Source organism: Pseudoalteromonas sp. SG44-1 (assembly GCF_014164315.1).
GTDB classification, from domain to species: domain Bacteria; phylum Pseudomonadota; class Gammaproteobacteria; order Enterobacterales; family Alteromonadaceae; genus Pseudoalteromonas; species Pseudoalteromonas rhizosphaerae.
This window is the reverse complement of the sequence record NZ_JACJEW010000005.1, coordinates 41,806-67,769: the sequence shown is the minus strand read 5'-3', so window position 1 is coordinate 67,769 and position 25,964 is coordinate 41,806. Positions and strand designations below refer to the sequence as shown.

Below are 25,964 nucleotides of genomic sequence, written 5' to 3'. Positions count from 1 at the left end.
TAAGCTTTTGATCGTTCAATAAATGTTCTAAAGAAATATATATTAATTGGTCAAAAGCCGCTATACTACAATATTCATAAGATTAATTAGTAGGGGCGTAGGGAACGCATGTTACAAGCATCAAAGCAGTGGAAATGGATTGCTTGTCCAGTAAGAAATCGTTTATTGATCGATTTAGATCAAGATATGCAGCTGTGCACGCCTTATAAACTACGTCAACTCACCGATGCTATTTTAACCCAACCTAACTTTAGTTTAGAAGATGCCGCCTTTTATCAGCAGGTTTACCAATATCTTGCTGGATTTAATCTTTGGAATGGCGCGCAGCTATGTCAAATTGCGCTCAATGCGACAGCAGCTAAATTTTATTTAAAGCCAATGCTGGCAAAAAGTTGGTTTTTCGAACCCTACAAAGGCAATGAGCCCAGTATAGAAGCCGTTATAAAATTGCAAACTAGCGAACAAAGTGGTGAGTTTTTGATTGTTGACCACTGTAAAGAAGCCTCTTTATGCATTTGTCTATCTGAGCATTTTAAGCTTGATGAAAACTTAAGCCTTAATCAATTTGAAGCTATTCGTATACTTAACAATCGTGTCCATCCAATTTATAACCACGCACAAAACAGTAAAACAGCCTAAGCATATTTTTTGTAGTTCCTTTGTTTATCGCGTGTTTGTCGCCCAACCTATGTTATAATCCCGCGCAATTAGCTATTAAGGGTTATTACTTTGCATTTTATCGCACTTACTTCTATCGGAATCGAAAATTTATTGGTTGATGAACTTACTGACATTGGCGCTACGGTGACCAAACAAACAGTCGGTTCTGTGCGTTTTGACGCCGACACTACATTAGCACAAAAGGTCTGTTTAATGAGCCGCTTCGCGACACGAGTGCTGATGTTGATCGAAGAGAAAGAGGGCGTAAATAATAAAGAAAGCCTTTACAATTTTGCTCGCTCACAGCCTTGGCAGGAATGGTTTGGTCCAACGCAAACTTTTGCAGTCGACTTTAATGGTACCAACGACTCACTTAAAAATACCCAGTTCTCAGGTTTAGTGATCAAAGATGCGATTGTTGATTATTTTAATGATTTATTTGAACAGCGGCCAAACGTTGATAAACAAGATGCCAATGTACGCGTTGTTGCGCGTTTATCGCGTCAAGGTGTGGCCATGTATATCGATTATTCAGGACCGCGTTTATCTGAACGTGGTTATCGAGAAGGTCAAGGTAAGGCACCTATTAAAGAGCATTTAGCGGCAGCACTGATCAAACGCAGTGGTTGGCTTGACAATGTTCAACAGCCGCTATTTGATCCCTGCTGTGGTGCAGGTACTATTTTGATTGAAGCTGCTGGCATGGCGCGTAATGAAGCGCCGGGTTTATTCCGTGAGGGATTTGCATTTGAGCGCTTACCAAGTTTCCGTATTGCTAAATACAAAGAGTTAAAAGAGCAGCTTACAGCACAAATTACAGATCCTAAACTATGGCTTATTGGCCATGACAATGACGCTAATGTACTAAGCAAAGCAGTAGATAATGCTCGTAGAGCTGATCTAGGTGATGTGATCAAGTTTAAACAAAGCGATGCAACTAAGCTTACCTCAGTGGCAAAATTACCAGGTGTGGTTATTTCAAATTTACCGTATGGTGAACGTATTGGTTCGATGGCTGAGTTGGTAAGTTTACACAGTGCTTTAGGTACAGGCTTTAAAAAACATTTTAATAACTGGAAACTTGCTCTACTAGGCATGGATGAGAGTTTATTTAAATTATTAAAGCTGGTGAAACTCAAGCGTTATAAATTTAAAAATGGTCCACTTGATGTGGTACTTAATTTATATCAACTTGATGACAAACAAGTCAGCCAAACAACTGAAGATAAGCCTGCATTGAACTTTGAAGGTTCAATGTCGTTTGCTAATCGGGTTAAAAAGAATAAGCAAGGCTTGAAAAATTGGCTCAAACAAAATGATGTGCAGGCCTATCGTGTCTACGATGCTGACATCCCTGAATACAATGTAGCTGTTGATATTTATGGTGATTCAGCGGTAATATTTGAGTACGCTGCGCCGAAAGAAATTGACGATGTAACAGCGCACAAACGTTTACAAGACGTGATTTCGTTAACCTCACAGCAGCTCAATATAGCACCTGGAAATATTGCTGTAAAAGTACGTAAAAAGCAAAAAGGTGAAGAGCAATACACACCGATGGCTAAGCAAAATCGTACTCAAGTAGTTGAGGAGTTTGGCGCGAAGTTTAAAGTCAATTTATTTGATTACTTAGATACTGGCTTGTTTTTAGACCACCGTCTTGCGCGTCGTTATATCCAAGAAAATGCCAAAGATAAACGCTTCTTGAATTTATTTGCCTACACAGGGACAGCCTCTGTACATGCCGCTCTGGGTGGCGCTAAAGCGATAACCACGGTTGATCTATCGAAAACCTATTTAAAATGGGGCCAAGATAACTTTGACCTGAACAATATCAGTAATACCCGTTATCGTTTTGAACAGGCTGATTGTTTGAAGTGGCTTGAGCATGCCACAAGCCAATACGATTTGATCTTTTTAGATCCGCCAACGTTTTCAAATTCAAAACGCATGAAAGATGCTTTTGATGTACAAAATGATCATATTAAATTACTGACATGGGTTAAAAAAATCCTCAGTCCATCTGGCACGTTGATTTTCTCGAATAATATGCGTGGCTTCACCATGGATGAAGTTGGCTTGATTGGCTTAGGCTTAAAAGCTGTTAATATTTCAGAGCAGACGATTTCTCCTGACTTCAAACGCAATAAAAAAATACATAATAGCTGGTTGATAACCCATGGCTAAGTGGATTTTGTATCATACCGATGGCTGTCATTTATGTGAGCAAGCGCAGAGCTTGATCACGCCGTTGTTAGGTGATGATCTGTTACAGCTTGTTGATATTATGAGTGATGAAGAATTAATTACAGAATATCAGACCAGTATACCCGTTTTAAAAAGCGATCAAGGCCCGCAATTATTTTGGCCTTTCACTGCGCAAGATGTGCGTCAGTTTTTTACGCAAACAGAATAAGAGTAAACAGATAGTATGGATTTAATTAGAATTTCTAAAGCTCAACTCGCGTATGGTACGCATCCACTGTTAGACAACGCTGATGCCGTCATCGAAACTGGTGAGCGTGTGTGTGTGGTTGGTCGTAATGGTGCGGGTAAATCAACGTTACTAAAAGTCCTTGATGGCCAAGTTATTTTAGATGATGGTGAAATAAATCAGTTAGGTAGTATTAAAATATCGCGTCTAGAGCAAGATCCACCAAAAGGGGCTAGTGGCTCGGTGTTTGATTATGTTGCTCAAGGTATGCCTGAGATTGCAAATTTATTAATTGACTTTCATCACGTCAGCACTGAGTTACAAACTGACTGCACAGATAAACTACTTAATAAACTTGAACGTTTATCAAATCAACTCGAAGCCGCAGATGGTTGGCGTTTTGATAGTAGAATTCAACTTGTATTAACACAGTTAGAATTAGCACCAGAAGCCAAACTTGAATCACTTTCTGGTGGCTGGTTACGCAAAGTTGCTCTTGCACGGGCACTTGTCAGTGAGCCGGATTTATTATTACTTGATGAGCCTACTAACCATTTAGATATGGAAAGTGTGATGTGGCTTGAACAATTCTTAAAAGAGTTTAAAGGCGGTATTGTCTTTATTTCTCATGACCGTGCTTTTATTCGTGCAGTTGCTACGCGTATTCTTGATTTAGATCGTGGTAAGTTAATTTCATACCCTGGCGATTATGCTACTTATTTAGAGCAAAAAGCCCATGATTTAAAAGTAGAAGAAACGCAAAACGCATTATTTGACAAACGCTTAGCAGAAGAAGAAACGTGGATCCGCCAAGGTGTAAAAGCACGTCGAACGCGTAATGAAGGGCGTGTCCGCGAGCTCAAACAGCTACGTAATGAACGCAAACAGCGTGTTGATCAAGTGGGTAAAACTGACTTCAATATTGAAACTGCAGACCGTTCAGGTAAATTAGTATTTGAAGCTAAACATCTAAATCATGCATTTAATAAAGATAAAGTTATCGCCAATGACTTCTCTACATTAGTAATGCGTGGCGATCGTATTGGCTTAGTTGGCCCTAACGGTATTGGTAAGACGACTTTATTAAAACTGCTATTTGGTGATATTGAAGCTGATGCAGGGATTGTTAAGCAAGGGGTGAACTTAGAGTTTGCTTACTTTGATCAATACCGCCAAAAGCTTGATGAAGAAGCCACCGTACAAGATAACGTTGCCGAAGGTAAGCAAGAAGTAATGATGGGCGGACGCTCACGTCATGTACTCGGTTATTTACAAGACTTTTTATTCCCACCTGCGCGTGCTCGTACACCAGTTAAAGCACTCTCTGGCGGTGAAAAAAATCGCTTATTATTAGCTAAACTATTTTTAAAACCATCAAATATTCTTGTGCTTGATGAGCCAACCAATGATTTAGATATAGAAACCCTTGAGCTGTTAGAGGATATTATTAATCAGTATCAGGGAACTGTGTTAATTGTAAGCCATGACCGTGAGTTTATTGATAATACCTGTACCAGTGTTTGGGCATTTGAAGGTAATGGGGTAATTACAGATATTGTCGGTGGTTACAGTGATTATGAAGCCTATGCTAATTATTTAGCACAGGAACAAAAAAAACAGCTAACTACACCTGCTAAAAAAGAAGCAGTCGTTGCACCAGCTCCTGTGGCTAAAGCAGATAACAAAAGTAATAAACTCTCTTACAAATTAAAACTTGAATTAGAACAATTACCCAGTAAGCTGGAACAACTTGAACAAGCATTAGAAGCACAGCAAGTTGTGGTTAATGACGCTGATTTCTTTAAACAAGATGCCAGTGCGACAACCAAAGAATTGAACCATTTAGCACAACTTGAGTCTGACCTTGAAGCCGCTCTGGAGCGCTGGGAAGAACTTGAAGATTTAAAGAATCAGTAGTAAGGACTAAAATGAAATATAAATTACTCGCGGCTAGTATTTTAGCTACGATGAGTACATCAGCAATCAGTGCAACATATCAGTTGACAGAGCTGAGTTCTTTAGACGAAGCCAAGCATAATTACGTAAAAGATGTCAGCGAAAGTGGCAATATAATCGGCGTTGCTAACGGTATTTACAATTTACCTATTGATGTTAGTTATATCGATTTTGGTGATAATGTAATTGAAAGTGCTTACCGTGAGCGAGAAAAGTATTTTAAGAACATTGATAAAGAAATTACTTTTACGCTTGATGATATTGAAAAAAATAATGCGGCGGCAACTAACCCAGATGCACACAGTTTTATGCTTTCATTTTTATCAGCACAAGCTAATAACTCAGAATATCAAAAACTGGCAAATATTGTTGGTTACCATGTTTTGAATGGTGAAGCTCAAGAGCAAGTACTGTTTGATGTTGCATCAGTCGATTATGATGGCCTTACACGATCAGTTAGCAATAACTATAATGCAGTGGCTGAAGACGGTGTTACTGTGGGTTGGGGCAGTGCACCTTATGAGAAAACTAGCTTTCTTCCTGAGGGTGAAAGTGAAGAAGAAACACGATTCGTGCGTGATTTTATCTCTCGGGGCATTGTTGTATCGCCATCGGGTTTAAATGTGCCATTAGTGCCAGAGTATGCGGAATTTGGTGGCTTAAGTTCAGCCAACGATATCGTTAAAACAAACACCGGTTATATTGTCGTTGGGCAAGTATCAACAGGGATCCCAGTTGATAGACAAGAAAATATTGATGATAATTGTGATGGTGAAGATGAACCTGTCAGTGTTTGTATTGAGAATTTGTATAGAAGCACATCATCACGATTGTTCGATACCCGTGCAGTTAAGTGGACACTTGATACAAATTTAAACATTACTAAAACTGAACCGCTTGGTTTGGGTCTTACACCAGAAGATGATGATGGGTTTGCATTTATAAGTAATGCACTTGCTGTTAATAGTAATGGTATTGTTGCCGGTTACTCTGACATTCGTGATAATAACAGATCGTCAACAATTAGATCGTTGCCTGTTTATTACAAAGACGGAAACGTTGTTGAAATGCTCAATCAAGAAGATGATTGGACAGGTGGTAAGGCAGTAGCAATTAATAATAATAATACGATTGTTGGTTATGGAATAAAGAGAATTGATGGCTCAGATCGTCAAAAATTCTTTTATCATGATGTTGCCAGTAATAGTACTGTATTCCCAACGGATTTCTTTAATAGCTCCAGCTCAGTTGCCAATGATATTAATGTTAATGGTTATATTGTTGGTGAAGGTGAAACTGACCTATTTAATGTTGGTGCGCGTCGCCGCGAAGGTTTCCTGTACAAGATTGGTGAAGATGCGATTACAAATATAAATGATCTACTGCCTTGCTACGAAGCAGATGGTGAAACACGTTATGGTTATGTCGTTTCAGGAGCTAAAGTAATTAACAATAAAAACGAAATTTTTGGTGTTGCTACTAAAACGGTCGAGAAAACTGATTCATTAGGCGGTGTTGTACGAGATATCAATGGTGAAATAGAATACGAAAGTATTGTAGTGCCAGTGAAGTTATCTCCTATTAACGGGACTATTGATAGTTGTTCAGCTCCTGAAACGGAAACTTATGAACGTCAATCGTCTAGTTCCCCTTGGTATACGTTATTGTTACTACCGTTAGTTGGTCTGCGTCGTATATTGCGATAAGTATTGAAATTATTGCTAGGTGATCCAGCATTAACGGTCACTTAGTATTAAAATAAAAAACCCTGCTTTGCTAAGCAGGGTTTTTTTTGTCTATACTTTAAATTGAAACAGTTATTTTTTATGACGATTTAACCATGCTTTTCGCACTGAGCGTCGCCATAGTAAATCAACACCGAAATAGCCTATTATTGAGGCAACACAGGCAGAAATAAGCGAGCCAACTAAAAAAGCAGGACCAATGGTGGTTAAGCTTTCCATAAACCACTGCCAACTTGGTTCAAATGCAAAATGTTGCTCCGGCTGCCCTAACACTAACGTACCAATTAAATACGAACAATAAAAAATAGGTGGCATGGTTAGCGGGTTAGTGATCCATACTACGGCGACAGAAATAGGTAGATTTACTCGTAATGGAATAGCCAACGCAGCAGCAAGCACCATCTGAAAAGGAACAGGGATGAAAGCGAAGAATAAACCGACTGAAAATGCCCCACGAGCTGAGCGACGATTTAAATGCCATAGATTAGCATCGTGGAGTAAACGACCAAAAATTTTTAAATATTTATGATGTTTAACTTTATTGTGATCGGGTAAAAACCGTTGGATCGTTTTTTTAGCCATTTAAAGCAACCATTTACATCTGTTTGGTTAAGCGTTGGGTTTGTCGTTGGTTGTATTATAACCGTTTATTATTATCAGACCCTTGTATTTACAGTTTTCGCGTTATCTCTGTTAATTGCGAGTGCCTATTTTAAGCCGTTTTACCGTGTATTGTTAGGTTTTATTTGTGGAATTTTGTGTGTATGGGGACATTTTTCCAGCTTTTATGCAATTTCCAGCTTGGCTTTGGATGAAAATAAACCACATCTAAGTAATATTACGATTGTTGAAGTTATTTCTCAGCGTGATAACTATTATTTAAAAGTTCAGCTCAATGAGATAGATAATCAGCCTCTATCAAATATTAAGCCTCCTTTTGCATTGCTCACTTTAAAAAACGACCAGAGACTCAAAGTAGGTGATCACGTTACAACGTGGCTTGAATTAGAAAAATATCGCAGCCAAAAAAATTATGATGTGTTTGATAAAGAGCGTTACGCATTTAGTGAGCGACTATTTTTTAAAGGCAAGCAAGTTGGTAGTATTATCGAAATATCGAACAACCATGAATTTGAGCTAATTGAAAAATACCGTAATTTTATCAAACATACCTACCAGCATAACTCGCTAAATTGGCTGTTTTATCCGCTAATGACTGGCGACCGAAGTGCTATGAGTTTTTCACAAAAGCAAGAATTACAGCAATTTGGTATTAGCCATTTATTGGCTATTTCGGGATTACACATTGGCTTGATGTTTAGTATCGGTTTTTTTATAACTCGCTATTTAACAAGCCTTTTTATTTTTGTGGTTAAACCAACTACACAGCAGATCAATTTGTCACTTATTTATAGTTTAGGTGGATTTGTGCTTGCTTTTAGTTATGTGTACTTAAGTGGTTTTATCGTCTCTGCAACGCGTGCGCTGATCATGCTAGGGTGTTATTTAGTTATTTATTACTTTGCTAAGCAGGCACTACGCTGGCGATTTATCTTGTTTGCATTGGTATGTGTATTACTTATTGATCCATTTAGTTTACTTAATCCGGGACTTTATTTTTCATTCACTGCGGTGGCAATTATCTTTTGGGTTTTTAGTGTTATAACCGTAACCAGCTCCGGCTTTTTAGCCATCATAAAAACACTTATTATTCTACAGCTTGCATTGTTTATTGGTTTACTACCATTATCACTTTATTATTTTAATGGGGTCAGTGTAATTGGCTTAGTTGTTAATTTAGTGGCTATCCCATTACTTGGTTTAATTATCATGCCTTGCTTAGTAATGTTTTCTGCAATTAGTGTGTTTTTTGATATTAGTGGGTTGATTAGTGTGTTTGATTCATTATTACAACATATTTATCAACTCTTATTGTTGATCCCGGTTGATTTTCGTTGGTTTGATACCACAAATTTTAGCCAGCAATGGCTTATTAGTAGCTACATTACAGCAATAATTGTGTGTTTTTTGCCCTGGCGTTTATTGGCATGCATACCATTATTACTGGTTGTACTCGATCATTATTTACTGACCAAACCGCGCTGGCAGCTAAATGTATTCGATGTCGGTCATGGCACCATGGTGTTAGTCAGTAATCGAGGTAAAGGTTTTATCTATGATCTTGGCCCAATTTATTTTAATACATTTACGCGGGTCAACAGCACCTTAATACCTTATTTAAAAAGAAACGGCATTGAGGCGGAAGTTGCGCTCATCAGCCACATGGATAAAGACCATGCTGGAGGGCTTATCCATTGGTTAGAGCAAGGTTATCAGCATACTTTTAAATTGCTACAACCAAATGGGCCAGAGCAAGTTTGCAGAGCGGGCGAATATAGTTTTTATGACTTAACCATTACCGTGAGCGAGCCAGCACAGCATTTAATAACTGATAATGATAACTCTTGTGTCGTGCGCATTAGCGATGGCAGGTTCAGTGTTTTGCTTCCAGGTGATATTTCAGCAACAAGAGAAGCGCAACTAATCCAGCAGCAAGGGGTGCTTAAAAGTACGGTATTACTGAGTCCTCACCATGGCAGTAATACCTCATCGAGTGATGCATTTATTGCTGCGGTTGCTCCTGAGATTGTTATTCATTCAACGGCATATAAAGGACAGTGGCAATTTCCACGTACAGAAGTTATAGCACGTTATGCTACACAGCATGCTTTACAATATACAACAGCGAATAAAGGGCAGGTTAAAATTGAATTTTATCCACATCACTACACAGTAAACCTAGCTCGTGAAGATGAAAGTTATTGGTTTCTAAAAGATTGAGTTTAGTTTTGTGCAACTGGAGGCTACAATAGCCACAGATTATGAATAAGAGAGTATTATGGACCAGACTACATCACAAATTTATAAGCGTTTATTGACGTATGTGGGGGATTATAAAAGCGTTGCCATTTTTGCTGTTATTGGCATGATTGGTTACTCAGCGATGGATGCTTTATTTATCCAACTAATGAAGCCATTTATAGATCAGGGCTTAAATCAACGCAACGCTGAAGTATTAAAATACGCGCCATTTGTTGTCATCGCGTTAGTATTTGGCCGAGGTGTTTTTAATTATATCTCGTCTTATTGTTTAAGTTATGTGGGTTCACAAGTTGTCCGTTCGTTACGTCAGCAATTATTTGAGCATATTTTACATTTACCGGTTGCATTTCATGATCAAAATTCAACGGGTGATTTGATTTCAAAAATAACGTTCGATACAGAGCAAGTACAGCAAGCGATCACCAAAGCGATGCTCATTGTGGTCAGAGAAGGCGCGTTTGTGGTGTTTTTGCTAGCTGTGATGTTTTATACCAGTTGGAAGCTGTCGTTAATCTTTTTGGTTATAATTCCCTTAGTGGCCGTTATTGTCTCTGTTGTATCAAAACGTTTTCGCCATATCTCTAAAAACATTCAATCAGCAATGGGACAAGTTACCCGTAGCTCAGAGCAAATGCTCAGTGGTCATAAAGTTATTCATGGCTTTGGCGGTCAAGCGCAAGAAATAACTCAGTTTGCAAAAATTAATAACCATAACCGTCAGCAGCGTATCAAAATGGATGCCACTAAAGCGCTTAGTGTATCTGTGATTCAAATTTTGGCTGCCAGTGCAATGGCCGTTATTCTCTGGGTGGTTTCCATGCCATCAATGATTGATACAGTGAGCTCGGGGGATTTTGTGGTGCTTATTTCATCGATGATGATGTTATTACGCCCTTTAAAGCAATTAGCTAATGTAAATAGTGATTTACAGCGTGGCATATCTGCAGCGCAAAGTATTTTTTTAGTGCTTGATGAAGAGGTCGAAAAAGACGTCGGTACAGTTAGTGTAGATAAAGTAAAAGGTATGATTGAAGTTAAAAATGTCACCTTCAATTACCGAACGAAAGCAGAAGCTGTATTAAAAAACTTATCGCTCACTATAAAAGCAGGCGAGAGTATTGCGTTAGTTGGGCGTTCTGGTTCTGGTAAATCAACCATTTCAAACTTATTACCGCGTTATTATGACTTACAACCGCCCAGTGAGATTTTACTCGATGGTGTGCCATTGGCGGATTATAAGTTAACTGATTTACGTCGCCAATTTGCTTTAGTATCCCAGCAAGTGGTGTTATTTAATGACACTATTGCTAATAACATCAGTTATGGGATTGCACGTTCACTTAGCGATGACGAGGTATTGAATGTAGCAAAACAAGCACATGTGTGGGAATTTGTTAAAGATTTACCCGATGGTCTAAATACCATGGTCGGTGAGAATGGTGTAATGTTATCAGGCGGGCAGCGCCAACGAATTGCAATTGCGCGGGCGATATTAAAAGATGCACCAATCTTGATTTTAGATGAAGCAACCTCTGCATTGGATACTGAGTCTGAAAAACTGATCCAGCAAGCTTTAGAAGCATTAATGAAAAATAAAACCTCTATTGTGATTGCCCACCGATTATCAACAATCGAACAAAGCGACCGCATCTATGTTATTGATAATGGTCAAGTGATAGAAAGTGGTGATCACACTAGCTTACTGGCTAATGATGGCACGTATGCAGCGCTTTGCAAGATGCAATTTGGTGATCACGGGTGAGTAAAATAGAACAAAGTTGGTATCGAGAAATAAGCTTTATTACCATATTACTTTTACCACTGACTGTATTATTTTGGTTTATAAGTGATCTGCGTAAATTAGCGTATAAGCTAGGTTTATTGAAGGCATACCAAAGTCCTGTGCCAGTTATCGTGGTAGGTAATATTAGCGTTGGTGGTAATGGGAAAACCCCCTTTGTGATCTGGCTTGCGAATTACTTACAGCAGCGTGGCTTAAGAGTTGGCATTATTAGTCGCGGCTATGGCGGTAATAGTGATAGCTATCCACTTACTGTGACTGAGCATACCGACACGACTCAGGCAGGTGATGAGCCGGTACTTATTCAACGCAGGCTTGACTGCCCTGTAGTTGTAGGCCCAGATCGACAAGCGAATATAAAACAATTAATTGCGCATTATCAGCTTGATGTGATTATTTCCGATGATGGTATGCAACATTATAAAATGGCCAGAACAATAGAGTGCTGTATTGTTGATAGTGAACGGCGTTTTGGCAATGGCTTGTTAATGCCTGCGGGGCCACTGAGAGAAACACAAAAACGTTTAAAATCAGTTGACTTAGTTATTGAAAATGGGGGGAACGCCACGTTTAATTATCAGCTAAAAAGTGCTGATTTAGTAAATGTTGCCACTAATATAGCAACTAAAGTCCCGCTTTTGACCGGTCACGCAGTGAGCGCCATTGGTAATCCACAACGTTTTGAAAATAGCTTACGTCAACAAGGCATTACATTGCTAAGTTGCCATCATTTTCGAGATCATTATGGTTATACAGCACAAGATTTCATAAAATTTAATGATGATATAGTGTTTATGACGGAGAAAGATGCGGTAAAATGTCATTCATTTGCAAAACCAACGTGGTATTTTTTACCCGTTGACGCAGAGCCATCCCCTGCGGTGGTTTCTAAACTTAACTTATTACTGAGAGAAAAAGGGATCCTAGATGGCCTTTGATACAAAATTACTTGAAATAATTGCTTGCCCAGTGTGTAAAGGCAAATTACGTTTAGACAAAGAAAACAGTGAATTGATCAGCACAGCTGCAAAACTTGCTTACCCTATTCGAGATGATATTCCTGTATTACTAGAAAATGAAGCGCGTGAATTGAGCTTAGAAGAGATTGAAAAGTGGAATTCGTAGTCGTTATTCCTGCACGCTTTGCATCGAGTCGTCTACCAGGTAAACCACTTGCTGATATTTGTGGCAAACCGATGATCCAACATGTTTATGAAAAGGCGATGGCGTCAGGGGCAAGTAAGGTCGTGATAGCCACCGATCACCAACAGGTTTTTGATGTTGTCAAAGGTTTTACTAATGATGTATTAATGACTCGAGATGATCATCAGTCAGGCACTGAACGGCTAGCAGAAGTTGTTGATTTATTATCTCTCAATAACGATATTATTGTAGTGAATGTACAAGGTGATGAGCCTTTATTAGCCGCTGAAAATGTCTCGCAAGTTGCTGCTTTACTTGCTAATTCAAGTGCGCCAATGGCGACCTTGAGTGCTGCCATTGATAGTGTCGATGAGATCTTTAATCCCAACGCAGTTAAAGTCGTCAGCGATGTAAATAAAAACGCACTGTACTTTTCTCGCGCCAGCATTCCCTATGATCGAAGTCATATGTACACAGGTGAAAATAACGGATTAGACATACAAGATTTTCAACGTCATGTGGGTATTTATGCATACCGCGCTGGTTTTATTAAACAATACATCTCACTGACGCCATCCCCATTAGAGCAACTTGAATCTCTTGAGCAATTACGTGTTTTATATCATGGCTATAAAATAAAAATAGAACAGGCAAAAATAACACCGCAAGCAGGGGTTGATACGCCTGATGATTTAGCGCGTGTAGTCGCTATACTGCAAAGTCATTAAGTGGTGAACACGTTCACATTACTCAAGGTTATAGCAAAGCACCTTGATTTTTATATTATAGAAAAACCTGCCGGGCTTAATTTCCATAGTGAAGAAGGCCCAGGTTTTGTAGTACTGGCTGAGCAACAACTCGCAGAAAAGTTATATGCTGTGCACCGCCTTGATAAAGTGACATCGGGGCTAATAATTTTAGCACGCAGTAGTGAAGCGGCTGCAAAGCTGACAGTTTTATTTACTGCTCATCAAGTTAATAAGTTTTATTTGGCGATAAGTGATTGCAAACCGAAGAAAAAGCAAGGTTGGATCAAAGGGGATATGGCTAAATCACGCCGTAGTACCTATAAGCTACTAACAAGTAAAGAAAACCCAGCCATAACTCGCTTTTATTCTATTAATTTTAAAGCCAATAGAAGGGCATTTATTTTAAAGCCTTACTCGGGTAAAACGCACCAACTACGGGTCGCGCTAAAAAGCCTTTCTGCGCCGATTTTAGGTGATGTAATATACGGTGGTACTGCTGCTGAGCGCACCTATTTACATGCTTTTGCACTAAGTTTTGTGTGGCAAGGTAAACTACAGCAATTTAGTTTGTTACCGCATTACGATGATGAGTTTACAACATTAATTGAACATGAAAATTTTCAGCCTTGGCAGACACCATGGCAACTGGATTGGTAAATGAGTGAAAAAGTAACCGATATCCGTTTTGGTGGTATCAAAAGATTATATGGCAACACTGAATTTGAATGGCTACAACAAGCCCACTTTTGTGTTATTGGTATTGGTGGCGTGGGCTCGTGGGCGGCAGAGGCTCTAGCACGTACTGGAGTTGGTAAAATAACCTTAATTGATCTTGATGATATTTGTGCAACCAACGTGAATCGGCAAATACATGCATTAACAGGCACGGTGGGTGAAGCAAAGGTTGTCGCAATGAAGGCCCGCTGTGAATTGATCAATCCACTGTGTGAGGTCAGTGTTGTCGATGATTTTATTACTTTAGATAATATTCGTGAGCATATAAGTGGTTTTGACTATGTCATAGATTGCATTGATGCAGTAAAAGAAAAAGCGGCATTAATAGCGCATTGTAAACGTAACAAAATACCGGTGATCACCACCGGTGGTGCTGGCGGTCAAACTGATCCGAGTCAAATCACTTTTGGTGATGTAGCAAAGACCACCCATGATCCATTACTGGCAAAAGTCCGATATATTTTGCGCAAGCAGTACAACTTTAGTAGCAATCCAAAGCGAAAATTCAACATCGATTGTGTTTATTCAACTGAGCAATTGGTATATCCAAGTACTGATGGCAGCGTTTGTCATGCTAAACAGGGGGCTGATGGCTCCATGAATATGGATTGTAACAACGGTTTTGGTTCAGCGACTATGGTAACCGGAAGTTTTGGTTTTTTTGTCGCAGCAAAATCAATACGTAAATATTTAGATCGCTGCGCACGTACCGTGAAAAATTAGTTTTTCTGTTCTGCCATGGTTTGAATACGCTCAACCATGGCTTTAATACCGTTGCCTCTGGAAGGACTAAGGTGCTGGATAAGCCCTAAATGATTAAACTGTGCAAATGCGTCAGTGTTAATAGCTTGTTCAGGGGTTAAGCCATTATAAAGCGACAGAATGATCGCTAATAATCCTTTTACTATGCGGGTATCTGAGTCACCAATAATAACTAGGCAATTTTCTTCAAGATCAAAATCCAAATACAGCCAAACTTTACTCTCACAGCCAGGTACAAGGGCATCGCTGGTTTTTAAAACAGCCGGCATAGCTGGTAATTGTTTACCTAGTAGCATTATTTCACGGTATTTTTGTTGCCATGATGGCGAGCTCTCAAGCGATGAAGCAATTTCTTTAAACGTTTTAATCATGTCTTATCCATAATTAGTCTAATAACTCTAAGCAATTTTGCAAAGCAGCGATAAATAAATCAACATCGCTATGGTTATTATAAAATGCAAAGCTGGCTCGAACACTGCCATTAATACCTAAATGTTGCATTAATGGCTGCGCACAATGATGACCGCTGCGAACTGCTATACCATAACCATCTAAAAGTGTTGCTATATCGAAAGGGTGTTCGTCTTTATAATTGAAACAAAGGGTACCAATATTGTTCTCAATGTTGCTATAAACGGTAATTCCTGCGATGGCTTGCAGTTTTTCTGCCGCATAATTAAAAATTACTTGTTCATGAGTATATACATTAGTCTTATTTAAACTGGTTAGATAATCGATTGCAGTTGCAAAAGCGATCACTGCAGCAATGTTTGGTGTACCTGCTTCAAACTTTGCTGGTGCCTGACGAAATATTGTTTTTGCTAATGTTACAGTTTCAATCATTTCGCCACCAGTTTGATACACAGCTAAACTATTTAATCGATCATAACGACCATATAATCCTCCTAATCCGGTCGGCCCGAGCATTTTATGAGCCGAAAAAACATAAAAATCACAACCAAGTTGAGGTAAATTTGGCTGTAAATGCAGCGCAGCTTGCGCACCATCCACTAAGGTAATTGCATCATGGCGTTTTGCGGCATGTAATATTGGGTCAAGATCTGTGATATTACCAAGCGCATTAGACGCGTGAGTGATAGCAAGTACAGATGGCTTATGCTGACTGATGAATTCAACACATGCTTGAACATCAAAGCAGCCATTTTTTTGTAACGGAAGTGCCAGTAGCTTTGCTCCCGTGCGCTTTGCTAACTGTTGCCATGGCACAATATTAGCGTGATGCTCTAAGGCTGAAATGATGATGGTTGAATCATTATCAAGCTGCTCAGTTAAGCCATTCGCCACTAAGTTTATTGCCTCAGTAGCTCCTTTGGTCCAAACTAATTCATTTGCATCGATATTAAAATAATTGGCAACGGTCTGTCTTGCTTGTTCATAGGCATGGGTTGCTTGTTCGCTTAAGGTATGGCGGCCACGATGAACATTAGCATTATTGCGTGCGTAAAATTGCTCAGTCGCGCTGATAACTGACAGTGGTTTTTGTGTGGTTGCAGCCGAATCAAGATAGACCAGCGGTTGCCCGTTGATGAGTTGTTTTAGGGCAGGAAAGTCTGCGCGAATTTTTTCTATATTAAACATAACTTTTCAACACCAAGCACAGCAAAGCCGAATTAAAAACTGAATCGGAATTGTAATGGCTTTGTGATATTTCTCAAGGACTAGATACAAAAAAGGCCGCAAATGCGGCCCTTTTTAGCATTAACTAAAATTAACGCTTGTCTGTCGCTACGTAATCACGGTGTGTGTGACCAGTATATAGCTGACGTGGACGGCTGATCTTATGACCAGGTTGCGATAACATCTCGTCCCAGTGTGTGATCCAACCAACAGTACGTGCCATTGCGAAGATCACAGTGAACATGCTTGTTGGGATACCAATTGCTTTTAAGATAATACCTGAGTAGAAGTCTACGTTAGGGTAAAGTTTCTTCTCAACAAAGTATGGGTCTTCTAAGGCAATTTGCTCAAGTTTCATTGCAATATCCAGCAATGGATCTTGAATATTAAGCTCAGCAAGTACTTCGTGACAGGTTTGACGCATTACAGTTGCACGCGGGTCGAAGTTTTTGTAAACACGGTGTCCAAAGCCCATAAGACGGAATGGGTCCGACTTATCTTTTGCTTTAGCAACGTATTCGTCGATGCGATCAACAGAGCCAATTTCTTCTAACATGTTTAAACATGCTTCGTTAGCACCGCCATGTGCAGGGCCCCATAGTGATGCGATACCCGCTGCAATACATGCATATGGGTTAGCACCAGAAGAGCCAGCTAAGCGTACTGTAGACGTTGATGCATTTTGCTCGTGATCAGCGTGAAGCATAAAGATTTTATCCATTGCTTTAGCAGTCACTGGATTAACTTTATATTCTTCAGCTGGTACAGAAAACATCATATGTAAGAAGTTTTCTGCATAGCTTAAATCATTACGTGGATAAACGAATGGTTGACCTACGTTATATTTGTAAGCCATCGCTGCGATAGTTGGTAGCTTAGCAATTAATTTTACTGCACTTGTTTTACGTTGTGTTGCATCAGTAATATCAAGATCTTCATGATAAAAAGATGATAATGCACCAACTACACCACATAGCATAGCCATTGGATGGGCATCAAAACGGAAACCTTGGAAGAAGTTTGCAATTTTCTCATCAAGCATCGTGCTATGTGTAATTTGTGATGCAAAATCAGCATATTGCTCTTTAGTTGGTAACTCACCATTTAGCAGTAAATAACACAACTCAACATAATCTGAGTCTTCGGCTAGTTGTTCAATTGGGTAACCACGGTGAAGTAATATCCCTTTGCCACCGTCGATATATGTAATTGAAGATTCGCAAGAACCAGTCGACATGAAACCTGGATCATATGTGAAATGACCATGAGCACCTAACGTACGTACATCGATTACATCCTGACCAGCAGTACCTTGGTAAATTGGAAGTTCGATTGGATCTAGACCATCAATATGGACTGTGGCTTTCTTATCCGCCATCTATTTATCTCCTATTAAGATAACAACTCTGATTGTTATGTTCTGAATCTGTTTAAGCACATTCTTTTCATTTTAACGTGAAAGAGGGGGTTAAAGTCAATTTTTATAAACATTATGCACAAATGTATAATAAATATTCTCACGGGATTAAATATTATACCATTGGCTAATTCGCAAATAGCTATAACTAAACAAGAATTGTAAAAAGACCTCTGGCTATATATACTATCGAAGGTTTTATACCGTATTGTCTGTAGGTAAACGTTATTTTTACAGCTAATCTTTGCAAAAATGTGAATTTTAGTCGTAACAAAACGCTTTACTTAGATAGTTCCATCAGAAAAATCGTTTTTTGGTGGGTTAAGAAAAACAAGTAGATGAGCTCCTAGTGGGCAAGATGGGCAAGTAACTGTGAAAAAGCAAAGACCTGTAAATCTAGATCTAACAACTATATCTATGCCGGCAGCGGCTAAAGCATCAATTTTTCACCGCGTCACCGGTGTTGCATTATTTTTTGCTTTAACGTTTGTCATTTGGGCTTGGTCAGAGTCTCTTTCTTCAGCTGAAGGTTTTGAATTCGTCAAGGGTCTGTTTAGCGGATTCATTGCCAAATTTATAGCTTGGGGCACCATTTCTGTATTGGCGTATCACCTTATTGGTGGTATCCGTCATATCATTATGGATATGGGACATTGGGAAGAACTTGAATCAGGTAACCTTAGCGCTAAAATTGCAATGGCACTTGGCGTTGTGGCTTCTGTATTAGCAGGGGTGTGGATATGGTTTTAAATCAAGCAACTCTAAAACGTGACGGCATACAAGATTATGTCTCGTTACGTACCACGGCACTAGTAATTACCGCGTATGCGATTTTTATTATTGGCTACTTCTTATGTACACCAGAAGTCACTTTCGAAGCATGGCAAGGCCTGTTTTCAAACCTAGCAATGAAAGGGTTCACACTAATTACCCTTGTTTGCATTATGGTTCATACCCGTATTGGCCTTTGGCAAGTACTGACTGACTACGTTAAATGCGCAAAATTGCGTGCTGTTTTAGGTTTTGTTTTGAACCTAATGGCCGCTGCATACGTAGCAATTGGTCTAATCGTTCTATGGGGTGTTTAAGTGAAATATTCTGTTCGTGAATTTGATGCCGTCGTGATTGGCGCAGGTGGTGCGGGTATGCGCGCGGCACTTGCAATCACTGAATCAGGTAAAACCTGTGCACTTATCTCTAAAGTTTTCCCAACGCGTTCACACACTGTGTCTGCACAAGGTGGTATTACGGTTGCGCTGGGTAACTCACATGAAGATAACTGGGAATGGCACATGTACGATACCGTTAAAGGTTCCGATTTCATCGGTGACCAAGACGCTATCGAATATATGTGTAAAACTGGCCCAGAAGCAATTACTGAATTAGAAAACATGGGTCTACCGTTTTCTCGTTTTGAAAATGGCCGTGTTTACCAACGTCCTTTCGGTGGTCAATCGAAAAACTTTGGTGGCGAGCAAGCAGCACGTACCGCGGCTGCGGCTGACCGTACAGGTCATGCGTTATTGCACCTTCTTTATCAACAAAACGTTAAAAACAAAACCAATGTATTCTCTGAGTGGTATGCATTAGATTTAGTTAAAAACGATGATGGTAATGTAGTTGGTTGTACTGCTATTGATATTGAAACAGGCGAAGTTGTTTATTTCAAATCAAAAGCTGTGGTACTAGCAACAGGTGGTGCGGGTCGTATCTTCGCTTCAACTACTAATGCTCACATTAACACTGGTGACGGTGTTGGTATGGCGACACGTGCTGGCATTTCTATGCAAGACATGGAAATGTGGCAGTTTCACCCAACCGGTATTGCTGGTGCGGGTACGCTAGTAACGGAAGGTTGTCGTGGTGAAGGTGGTTATCTTTTAAATAAAGATGGCGAACGCTTCATGGAACGTTATGCACCGAATGCGAAAGACTTAGCGTCACGCGATGTTGTTGCCCGTTCAATGATGACAGAAATTCGTGAAGGTCGTGGTTGTGATGGTCCTTGGGGTCCACACATTAAGCTTAAACTTGATCACTTAGGTGAAGAAACGCTTAACCTACGTCTTCCAGGTGTATGTGATCTTGCTAAAACATTTGCTCACGTTGACCCTGCAAAAGAGCCAATTCCAGTAATCCCTACTTGTCACTATATGATGGGTGGTGTTCCTACTAACGTAAATGGTCAAGCGCTACAAATCGATGCTAACGGCAACGAAAAAGTAGTTGAAGGTTTATTTGCTGTTGGTGAAATTGCCTGTGTATCTGTACACGGTGCAAACCGCCTAGGTGGTAACTCATTACTTGATTTAGTTGTATTTGGGCGTGCTGCAGGTAACTTCCTTGGCACTTACCTAAATGACGTTGAAGTATCAAAAGATGCCTCAGAATCAGATTTAGACGCTGCACTCGCTCGTTTCAATCGTTGGGAGAACTCAACAGTTGGTCAAGGCGAAGATCCAGTACAAATCAAGAAAGACCTACAGCAGTGTATGCAACTTAACTTCTCGGTATTCCGTGAAGGTGAGTCAATGGCAGCCGGTCTAAAAGAGCTTAAAGAAATTCGTGAACGTCTGCAGCATGCGCGTCTTGATGATAAATCATCAGACTTCAACACTGCACGTATCGAATGTCTAGAGTTAGATAACATGATGGAAACAGCATACTCAACAGCAGTTGCTGCAAACTTCCGTACAGAAAGCCGTGGTGCACACTCTCGCTTTGACTTCCCAGATCGTGATGACGAAAACTGGTTATGTCACTCAGTATTCAATCCGGTAACGGATGAAATGAGCAAGCGTGATGTAAACTATGCGCCGAAACTGCGCGAAGCATTTCCACCTAAAGCACGTACCTACTAGGAGCGAGACGATGGCACAAGTACAATTTTCTGTTTATCGTTACAATCCAGATGTTGATAACGCCCCCCGTATGCAAGAATATACTTTGCAAACGGAAGAAGGCCACGACATGATGGTATTGGATGCACTTTTATTATTAAAAGAGCAAGATCCAACGTTATCATTTCGTCGTTCATGCCGTGAAGGTGTGTGTGGCTCTGACGGTGTTAACATGAATGGTAAAAATGGTTTAGCATGTATTACTCCTTTATCAACGCTACAAAAAGGTGGCAAAGGTAAAATCGTAATTCGTCCATTACCAGGTTTACCAGTGGTACGTGACCTTGTTATTGACATGAGTCAGTTCTACACTCAATACGAAAAAGTAAAGCCTTATCTAATTAACGATACACCTGCTGCAGGTGAGCGTCTTCAATCAATTGAAGAACGTGACAAGTTAGATGGCTTGTATGAGTGTATTCTATGTGCATGTTGTTCAACATCGTGTCCTTCGTTCTGGTGGAATCCAGACAAGTTCATCGGTCCAGCTGGTCTTCTTCATGCTTACCGTTTCTTGGCAGATAGCCGAGATACAGCAACAGAAGAGCGTTTAGCTGACTTAGACGATGCATTCAGCGTGTTCCGTTGTCACAGTATCATGAACTGTGTTAGCGTTTGTCCTAAAGGTCTTAATCCAACTAAGGCAATCGGACAAATCAAATCAATGTTAATAAACCGTTCAGTTTAATAATATTGATAAATGTAAGATGGCTAATGTAAATTAGCCATCTTGTTATAACAATTAATTTCTGCGCTAAAGAAAAGGGCTTATAAATGCACGAAGGTGTGATGAAGGCATGGCTAGAATCTTCACATTTAAACGGCGGAAACGTTGCTTATATAGAAGAGCTTTATGAAGCGTATTTAGACAATGCGACTTCTGTGCCAGAAGAATGGCGAGAAGTGTTCGAACAATTACCAAAAGTAGATGGTGTGGATGTTGAAGTAAAGCATTCAGAAGTTCGTGCACAGTTTGCGGCGCTTGCGAAAAACAAGCATAGAGAAGTAGTGGTAGCAGAGGGCAGTGGTAGCGGCGATCCTAAACAGGTCAAAGTACTGCAGCTTATTAATGCTTTCCGTTTCCGTGGTCACCAAAATGCTAACTTAGATCCATTAGGCATTTGGCAGCGTGAACGTGTTCGAGATTTAGAACTTGAATACCATGAATTATCTAAAGCTGATTTTGACCGTGAATTTAACGTGGGATCGTTTGCCGTTGGCCGCGATACCATGCCTTTAGGTGAGTTATATCAAGCACTAATGACCACATATTGTGGTTCAGTAGGTGCTGAGTATATGCACATCACATCAACTGAAGAAAAACGTTGGTTACAACAACGTTTAGAATCAGTGCAATCACGACCAACATTCAGTAAAGAAGAAAAGTTGCGTATCCTCAAAGGATTAACCGCAGCCGATGGTCTTGAAAAGTATTTAGGGGCTAAGTTCCCAGGTGCTAAGCGTTTCTCACTCGAAGGTGGTGATGCGTTAGTACCGATGCTGAAAGAGCTTATTCACCGTGCTGGCGAAAGTGGCCAACAAGAAGCGGTAATTGGTATGGCTCACCGTGGTCGCTTAAATGTTCTTGTCAATGTACTTGGTAAAAATCCATCAGAACTATTTGATGAGTTTGCTGGCAAGCATAAAGAAACATTAAGCTCAGGTGATGTTAAATACCACATGGGTTACTCTTCGGATTTTGCTACTAAAGGTGGCAAAGTTCATATGGCTCTTGCCTTTAACCCATCGCATCTTGAAATCGTAAACCCAGTAGTTATGGGCTCGGTTCGTGCACGTTTAGACCGTTTGGGTGACAGTTCAGGTATTAAAGCACTACCTATCACCATTCATGGTGATTCGGCAGTTGCAGGCCAAGGTGTTGTTCAAGAAACCTTTAACTTATCGCAAACAAATGCGTTTAGTTGTGGTGGTAGTATTCGCATTGTAGTGAACAACCAAGTTGGTTTTACTACAAGCAAACAATACGATGTACGTTCAACAGATTACTGTACAGACATCGCAAAAATGGTGCAATCGCCTATTTTCCACGTTAATTCAGATGACCCTGAAGCGGTTGCATTTGTTACGCAAATCGCACTTGATTTCAGAAATCAATTTAAACGTGATGTGGTTATTGATCTAGTTTGTTATCGTCGTCACGGCCATAATGAAGCGGATGAGCCGAATGCGACTCAACCGATCATGTACCAAAAAATCAAAAAACACCCTGTGCCACGTTTGATCTACGCAGATCAGTTAATGGCTGAAGGCTCGTTTACTGAAGATGAAATTAAAGCACTGGCTGATGACTACCGTAATGGTTTAGACGAAGGCAATTGTGTTGTTGAAGAAATTCAACCAGAAACATCACACTCATCTGATTGGGCTAAGTATGTTGGCCATGAATGGAGTGTTGATTACGATGCCAGCGTTCCAGTTGAAAAATTAAAAGAACTGGGTAACAAAATAGCAAGTTACCCTGAGCAATATAAAGCCCAGTCTCGCGTTAAAAAGATTTACGATGATCGCAAATTAATGGCTAACGGTGAGAAACCACTTGATTGGGGTATGGCAGAAACACTTGCTTATGCAACAATCGCAACTGAAGGCACTGATATTCGTTTAACAGGCCAAGATTCAGGGCGTGGTACTTTCTTCCACCGCCATGCAGTTGTACATAGTCAAACTGATGGGGCCACTTACACGCCTTTACAGCACTTAAGTGAAGATCAAGGTACTTTCCAAGTATTTGACTCTGTGCTTTCAGAAGAAGCGGTTGTGGCGTTTGAATATGGTTATGCGACAGCAGAGCCAACATCACTAGTATTGTGGGAAGCACAGTTTGGTGATTTTGCTAACGGCGCCCAAGTTGTATTTGACCAATTCTTAAGTTCAGGTGAGCAAAAATGGGGCCGCTTATGTGGACTGACCATTTTATTGCCACATGGTTATGAAGGGCAAGGTCCTGAGCACAGTTCAGCACGTTTAGAGCGTTTCTTACAGCTATGTGCTGATCACAACATGCAAGTATGTGTGCCATCAACACCGGCACAAGTATATGCAATGTTACGTCGTCAATCAGTAAGACCACTGCGTCGCCCACTGATTGTTATGACACCTAAATCATTGTTACGTCATCCACTTGCAACGTCGTCGCTTGAAGAGCTTGCAGAAGGTGTATTCCATAATATGATCGATGAAATCGATGATATTGATGCTAAGAAAGTAGAACGCGTAGTATTTTGTAGTGGTAAAGTTTACTACGAGCTATTACAAGAGCGTCGTAAGCTTGAGCAAGACAATATAGCTATTGTGCGTGTTGAACAGTTATACCCATTCCCACATGATGAAATGGAAGCCATTATGGCGCGTTATCAACATGTGAAAGACTTTGTTTGGTGTCAAGAAGAGCCGCAAAACCAAGGTGCTTGGTATTGTTCACAACACCACTTTGTAGATGCAATCCCACAAGGTGCGAAGCTTAAATATGCAGGTCGTAAAGCCTCTGCTTCTCCAGCGTGTGGTTATATGTCAGTGCATACTAAAGAACAACAAGCGCTTGTCGCAGACGCGCTTACTATTGAAAATAAAGGATAAGCAATGAGCACAGAAATTAAAGTTCCTGTTCTTCCTGAGTCGGTTGCTGATGCTTCCGTTGCTACATGGCATGTAAGTGTTGGCGACAAAGTAAGCCGTGATCAGAACTTAGTAGATATCGAAACAGACAAAGTTGTTTTAGAAGTTGTTGCACCACATGATGGTGTGATCACTGAAATTTCACAAGAAGAAGGTGCAACCGTACTTGGCGACCAAGTGATCGGTATCATTGGTGAGGCTGATGCAGCTGCGCCAACTGAAGACGCAAAGAGCGAAGCTGCACCAGCTTCGGACAAACAAGAAAACGCGCCAGCGGCGCAATCAGCACCAGCATCAGAAGGTAAAGAAGTGGACATTAAAGTACCTGTACTTCCAGAATCAGTCGCAGACGCGACAGTAGCTACTTGGCATGTGCAACCAGGTGACGCAGTAACACGCGATCAAAACCTAGTTGATATCGAAACTGATAAAGTTGTTCTTGAAGTTGTTGCTCAAGAAGATGGCGTAATGGGTGAAATTATTCACGCAGAAGGCGATACAGTACTGGGTGACCAAGTTATCGGTAAAGTTAAAGCCGGTGGCGCACCAGCTGCAGCCCCTGCAGCAAAAGAACAAGCTCCAGCTGCTGATTCTAGCGATAGCTCAGACGTGTTAACACCGTCAGTGCGTCGTTTAATCGCAGAAAAAGGCCTAGATGCTTCTAAAATTAAAGGCTCTGGTAAAAATGGTCGTGTGACAAAAGAAGATGTTGATCAATTCTTGAAGTCACCAGCTCCTGCGGCGAAAGCTGAAGCAGCGCCAGCGGCACCAATGGGTGACCGTACACAAAAACGCGTGCCTATGACACGTTTACGTAAAACCATTGCTAATCGTCTTCTTGAAGCGAAAAACTCTACTGCAATGTTAACGACATTTAACGAAGTTAACATGAAACCAATCATGGATCTTCGTAAGCAGTATCAAGAAGTGTTCGAGAAACGTCACGGTATCCGTTTAGGTTTCATGTCTTTTTACGTAAAAGCAGTTACTGAAGCACTAAAACGTTTCCCTGACGTAAATGCATCAATTGATGGCGATGATATCGTATACCACAACTATTTTGATATCAGCATTGCAGTTTCTACGCCACGTGGCCTAGTGACTCCAGTACTAAAAGATTGCGATAAGCTATCTGTTGCTGAAATCGAAAAAGGTATTCGTGAATTAGCACTTAAAGGTCGTGATGGTAAGTTAACACTTGACGACATGACGGGTGGTAACTTCACTATCACTAACGGTGGTGTGTTCGGTTCGTTACTATCAACACCTATTATTAACTTACCGCAGTCTTCAATTTTGGGTATGCATAAAATCCAAGATCGTCCAATGGCTGTGAATGGTAAAGTTGAAATTCTTCCTATGATGTATTTGGCATTATCTTATGATCATCGCCAAATAGATGGTAAAGAATCTGTTGGCTTCTTAGTAACAATTAAAGAGTTACTTGAAGATCCAACTCGTTTATTACTGGATGTTTAATTCAGTAGTATAAAATATAAGCTGTG

Annotated in this window: 22 protein-coding genes; 18 read left to right on the top strand and 4 right to left on the bottom strand. The window is 40.2% G+C overall.

Annotated features, from left to right (window positions below; all coding sequences use genetic code 11):
* Positions 1–108 precede the first annotated feature (108 nt).
* The 5 genes from H5187_RS03690 (at position 109) to H5187_RS03670 (ending at position 6,756) form a co-directional block, all read left to right on the top strand.
* Positions 109–639: a cell division protein ZapC domain-containing protein gene (locus H5187_RS03690; RefSeq protein ID WP_145233823.1), complete on the top strand. Its 531-nt coding sequence runs from the start codon at positions 109–111 to the stop codon at positions 637–639.
* Positions 640–729: 90 nt separating this feature from the next.
* Positions 730–2,847 carry a bifunctional 23S rRNA (guanine(2069)-N(7))-methyltransferase RlmK/23S rRNA (guanine(2445)-N(2))-methyltransferase RlmL gene (gene rlmKL / locus H5187_RS03685; protein WP_145233826.1) on the top strand — a complete coding sequence of 706 codons (2,118 nt, stop codon included), beginning with the start codon at positions 730–732 and terminating at the stop codon, positions 2,845–2,847.
* Positions 2,840–3,076, top strand: coding sequence for a glutaredoxin family protein (locus H5187_RS03680; RefSeq protein ID WP_149981062.1), 237 nt, complete (start codon positions 2,840–2,842; stop codon positions 3,074–3,076). The genes rlmKL and H5187_RS03680 overlap by 8 nt, the downstream gene beginning before the upstream one ends.
* Positions 3,077–3,091: 15 nt before the next feature.
* The gene (locus H5187_RS03675) at positions 3,092–5,011 is read left to right on the top strand and encodes an ABC transporter ATP-binding protein (RefSeq protein ID WP_182717873.1); all 1,920 of its coding nucleotides are present in this window, start codon (positions 3,092–3,094) and stop codon (positions 5,009–5,011) included.
* An 11-nt stretch (positions 5,012–5,022) separates the two neighbouring features.
* Entirely contained in the window at positions 5,023–6,756 is a 1,734-nt protein-coding gene (locus H5187_RS03670) for a DUF3466 family protein (RefSeq protein WP_182794447.1), read from the top strand.
* 111 nt (positions 6,757–6,867) lie between these two features.
* On the opposite strand, the gene H5187_RS03665 is transcribed toward H5187_RS03670, so the two are convergent.
* Positions 6,868–7,377, bottom strand: coding sequence for a DUF2062 domain-containing protein (locus H5187_RS03665; RefSeq protein ID WP_149981065.1), 510 nt, complete (start codon positions 7,375–7,377; stop codon positions 6,868–6,870).
* A gap of 225 nt (positions 7,378–7,602) precedes the next feature.
* Between H5187_RS03665 and H5187_RS03660 the strand changes: the two genes are divergently transcribed.
* From H5187_RS03660 to tcdA, 7 genes are read left to right on the top strand one after another with little or no spacing between them, the layout of a single operon-like run.
* Positions 7,603–9,636: a DNA internalization-related competence protein ComEC/Rec2 gene (locus H5187_RS03660; RefSeq protein ID WP_259401704.1), complete on the top strand. Its 2,034-nt coding sequence runs from the start codon at positions 7,603–7,605 to the stop codon at positions 9,634–9,636.
* A 58-nt stretch (positions 9,637–9,694) separates the two neighbouring features.
* Complete coding sequence (gene msbA / locus H5187_RS03655) at positions 9,695–11,440, top strand: lipid A export permease/ATP-binding protein MsbA (protein ID WP_182797556.1); 1,746 nt, start codon at positions 9,695–9,697, stop codon at positions 11,438–11,440.
* Positions 11,437–12,417, top strand: a complete 981-nt coding sequence (lpxK, locus tag H5187_RS03650) for a tetraacyldisaccharide 4'-kinase (protein WP_182717869.1) — start codon at positions 11,437–11,439, stop codon at positions 12,415–12,417. Before msbA ends, lpxK begins: the two co-directional genes overlap by 4 nt.
* Entirely contained in the window at positions 12,407–12,604 is a 198-nt protein-coding gene (locus H5187_RS03645; protein ID WP_145233843.1) for a Trm112 family protein, read from the top strand. Before lpxK ends, H5187_RS03645 begins: the two co-directional genes overlap by 11 nt.
* A complete protein-coding gene (kdsB, locus tag H5187_RS03640; protein ID WP_149981069.1) occupies positions 12,592–13,350 on the top strand; it encodes a 3-deoxy-manno-octulosonate cytidylyltransferase in 759 nt (252 codons plus the stop codon). The genes H5187_RS03645 and kdsB overlap by 13 nt, the downstream gene beginning before the upstream one ends.
* 3 nt (positions 13,351–13,353) lie before the next feature.
* Entirely contained in the window at positions 13,354–14,028 is a 675-nt protein-coding gene (locus H5187_RS03635) for a TIGR01621 family pseudouridine synthase (RefSeq protein WP_257325926.1), read from the top strand.
* Positions 14,029–14,829, top strand: coding sequence for a tRNA cyclic N6-threonylcarbamoyladenosine(37) synthase TcdA (gene tcdA / locus H5187_RS03630; protein ID WP_182730946.1), 801 nt, complete (start codon positions 14,029–14,031; stop codon positions 14,827–14,829).
* Here tcdA and H5187_RS03625 read toward each other — a convergent pair.
* The 3 genes from H5187_RS03625 to H5187_RS03615 all read right to left on the bottom strand — a co-directional run bounded on the left by H5187_RS03625 (position 14,826) and on the right by H5187_RS03615 (position 17,884).
* The gene (locus H5187_RS03625) at positions 14,826–15,239 is read right to left on the bottom strand and encodes a SufE family protein (protein WP_145233851.1); all 414 of its coding nucleotides are present in this window, start codon (positions 15,237–15,239) and stop codon (positions 14,826–14,828) included. The genes tcdA and H5187_RS03625 overlap by 4 nt on opposite strands.
* A 13-nt stretch (positions 15,240–15,252) precedes the next feature.
* Positions 15,253–16,467: an aminotransferase class V-fold PLP-dependent enzyme gene (locus H5187_RS03620; RefSeq protein WP_182739259.1), complete on the bottom strand. Its 1,215-nt coding sequence runs from the start codon at positions 16,465–16,467 to the stop codon at positions 15,253–15,255.
* Positions 16,468–16,597: 130 nt separating this feature from the next.
* Positions 16,598–17,884 (bottom strand): citrate synthase, encoded by a 1,287-nt coding sequence (locus tag H5187_RS03615; RefSeq protein ID WP_149981074.1) that lies wholly within the window; start codon positions 17,882–17,884, stop codon positions 16,598–16,600.
* Positions 17,885–18,295: 411 nt separating this feature from the next.
* On the opposite strand from H5187_RS03615, the gene sdhC reads away from it, so the two are divergent.
* The 6 genes from sdhC (at position 18,296) to odhB (ending at position 25,938) form a co-directional block, all read left to right on the top strand.
* The gene (gene sdhC / locus H5187_RS03610) at positions 18,296–18,673 is read left to right on the top strand and encodes a succinate dehydrogenase, cytochrome b556 subunit (RefSeq protein ID WP_084448108.1); all 378 of its coding nucleotides are present in this window, start codon (positions 18,296–18,298) and stop codon (positions 18,671–18,673) included.
* Entirely contained in the window at positions 18,664–19,011 is a 348-nt protein-coding gene (gene sdhD, locus H5187_RS03605; protein ID WP_169017830.1) for a succinate dehydrogenase, hydrophobic membrane anchor protein, read from the top strand. Before sdhC ends, sdhD begins: the two co-directional genes overlap by 10 nt.
* A complete protein-coding gene (gene sdhA / locus H5187_RS03600; protein WP_182717863.1) occupies positions 19,012–20,784 on the top strand; it encodes a succinate dehydrogenase flavoprotein subunit in 1,773 nt (590 codons plus the stop codon).
* A gap of 10 nt (positions 20,785–20,794) precedes the next feature.
* Entirely contained in the window at positions 20,795–21,511 is a 717-nt protein-coding gene (locus H5187_RS03595) for a succinate dehydrogenase iron-sulfur subunit (RefSeq protein ID WP_064666153.1), read from the top strand.
* Positions 21,512–21,597: 86 nt separating this feature from the next.
* Positions 21,598–24,420, top strand: a complete 2,823-nt coding sequence (locus tag H5187_RS03590; protein ID WP_182717862.1) for a 2-oxoglutarate dehydrogenase E1 component — start codon at positions 21,598–21,600, stop codon at positions 24,418–24,420.
* Between the two features lie 3 nt (positions 24,421–24,423).
* Complete coding sequence (odhB, locus tag H5187_RS03585; protein WP_182717861.1) at positions 24,424–25,938, top strand: 2-oxoglutarate dehydrogenase complex dihydrolipoyllysine-residue succinyltransferase; 1,515 nt, start codon at positions 24,424–24,426, stop codon at positions 25,936–25,938.
* Positions 25,939–25,964: the final 26 nt, after the last annotated feature.

What these genes read in the sequence shown, in the direction of transcription:
- H5187_RS03690 (WP_145233823.1), top strand. Translation starts at nt 109, where the DNA reads ATGTTACAAGCATCAAAGCAGTGGAAATGGATTGCTTGTCCAGTAAGA.
- H5187_RS03680 (WP_149981062.1), top strand. Translation starts at nt 2,840, where the DNA reads ATGGCTAAGTGGATTTTGTATCATACCGATGGCTGTCATTTATGTGAG.
- H5187_RS03675 (WP_182717873.1), top strand. Translation starts at nt 3,092, where the DNA reads ATGGATTTAATTAGAATTTCTAAAGCTCAACTCGCGTATGGTACGCAT.
- H5187_RS03670 (WP_182794447.1), top strand. Translation starts at nt 5,023, where the DNA reads ATGAAATATAAATTACTCGCGGCTAGTATTTTAGCTACGATGAGTACA.
- H5187_RS03665 (WP_149981065.1), bottom strand. Translation starts at nt 7,377, where the DNA reads ATGGCTAAAAAAACGATCCAACGGTTTTTACCCGATCACAATAAAGTT.
- msbA (WP_182797556.1), top strand. Translation starts at nt 9,695, where the DNA reads ATGGACCAGACTACATCACAAATTTATAAGCGTTTATTGACGTATGTG.
- H5187_RS03645 (WP_145233843.1), top strand. Translation starts at nt 12,407, where the DNA reads ATGGCCTTTGATACAAAATTACTTGAAATAATTGCTTGCCCAGTGTGT.
- tcdA (WP_182730946.1), top strand. Translation starts at nt 14,029, where the DNA reads ATGAGTGAAAAAGTAACCGATATCCGTTTTGGTGGTATCAAAAGATTA.
- H5187_RS03625 (WP_145233851.1), bottom strand. Translation starts at nt 15,239, where the DNA reads ATGATTAAAACGTTTAAAGAAATTGCTTCATCGCTTGAGAGCTCGCCA.
- H5187_RS03620 (WP_182739259.1), bottom strand. Translation starts at nt 16,467, where the DNA reads ATGTTTAATATAGAAAAAATTCGCGCAGACTTTCCTGCCCTAAAACAA.
- H5187_RS03615 (WP_149981074.1), bottom strand. Translation starts at nt 17,884, where the DNA reads ATGGCGGATAAGAAAGCCACAGTCCATATTGATGGTCTAGATCCAATC.
- sdhD (WP_169017830.1), top strand. Translation starts at nt 18,664, where the DNA reads ATGGTTTTAAATCAAGCAACTCTAAAACGTGACGGCATACAAGATTAT.
- H5187_RS03595 (WP_064666153.1), top strand. Translation starts at nt 20,795, where the DNA reads ATGGCACAAGTACAATTTTCTGTTTATCGTTACAATCCAGATGTTGAT.
- H5187_RS03590 (WP_182717862.1), top strand. Translation starts at nt 21,598, where the DNA reads ATGCACGAAGGTGTGATGAAGGCATGGCTAGAATCTTCACATTTAAAC.
- odhB (WP_182717861.1), top strand. Translation starts at nt 24,424, where the DNA reads ATGAGCACAGAAATTAAAGTTCCTGTTCTTCCTGAGTCGGTTGCTGAT.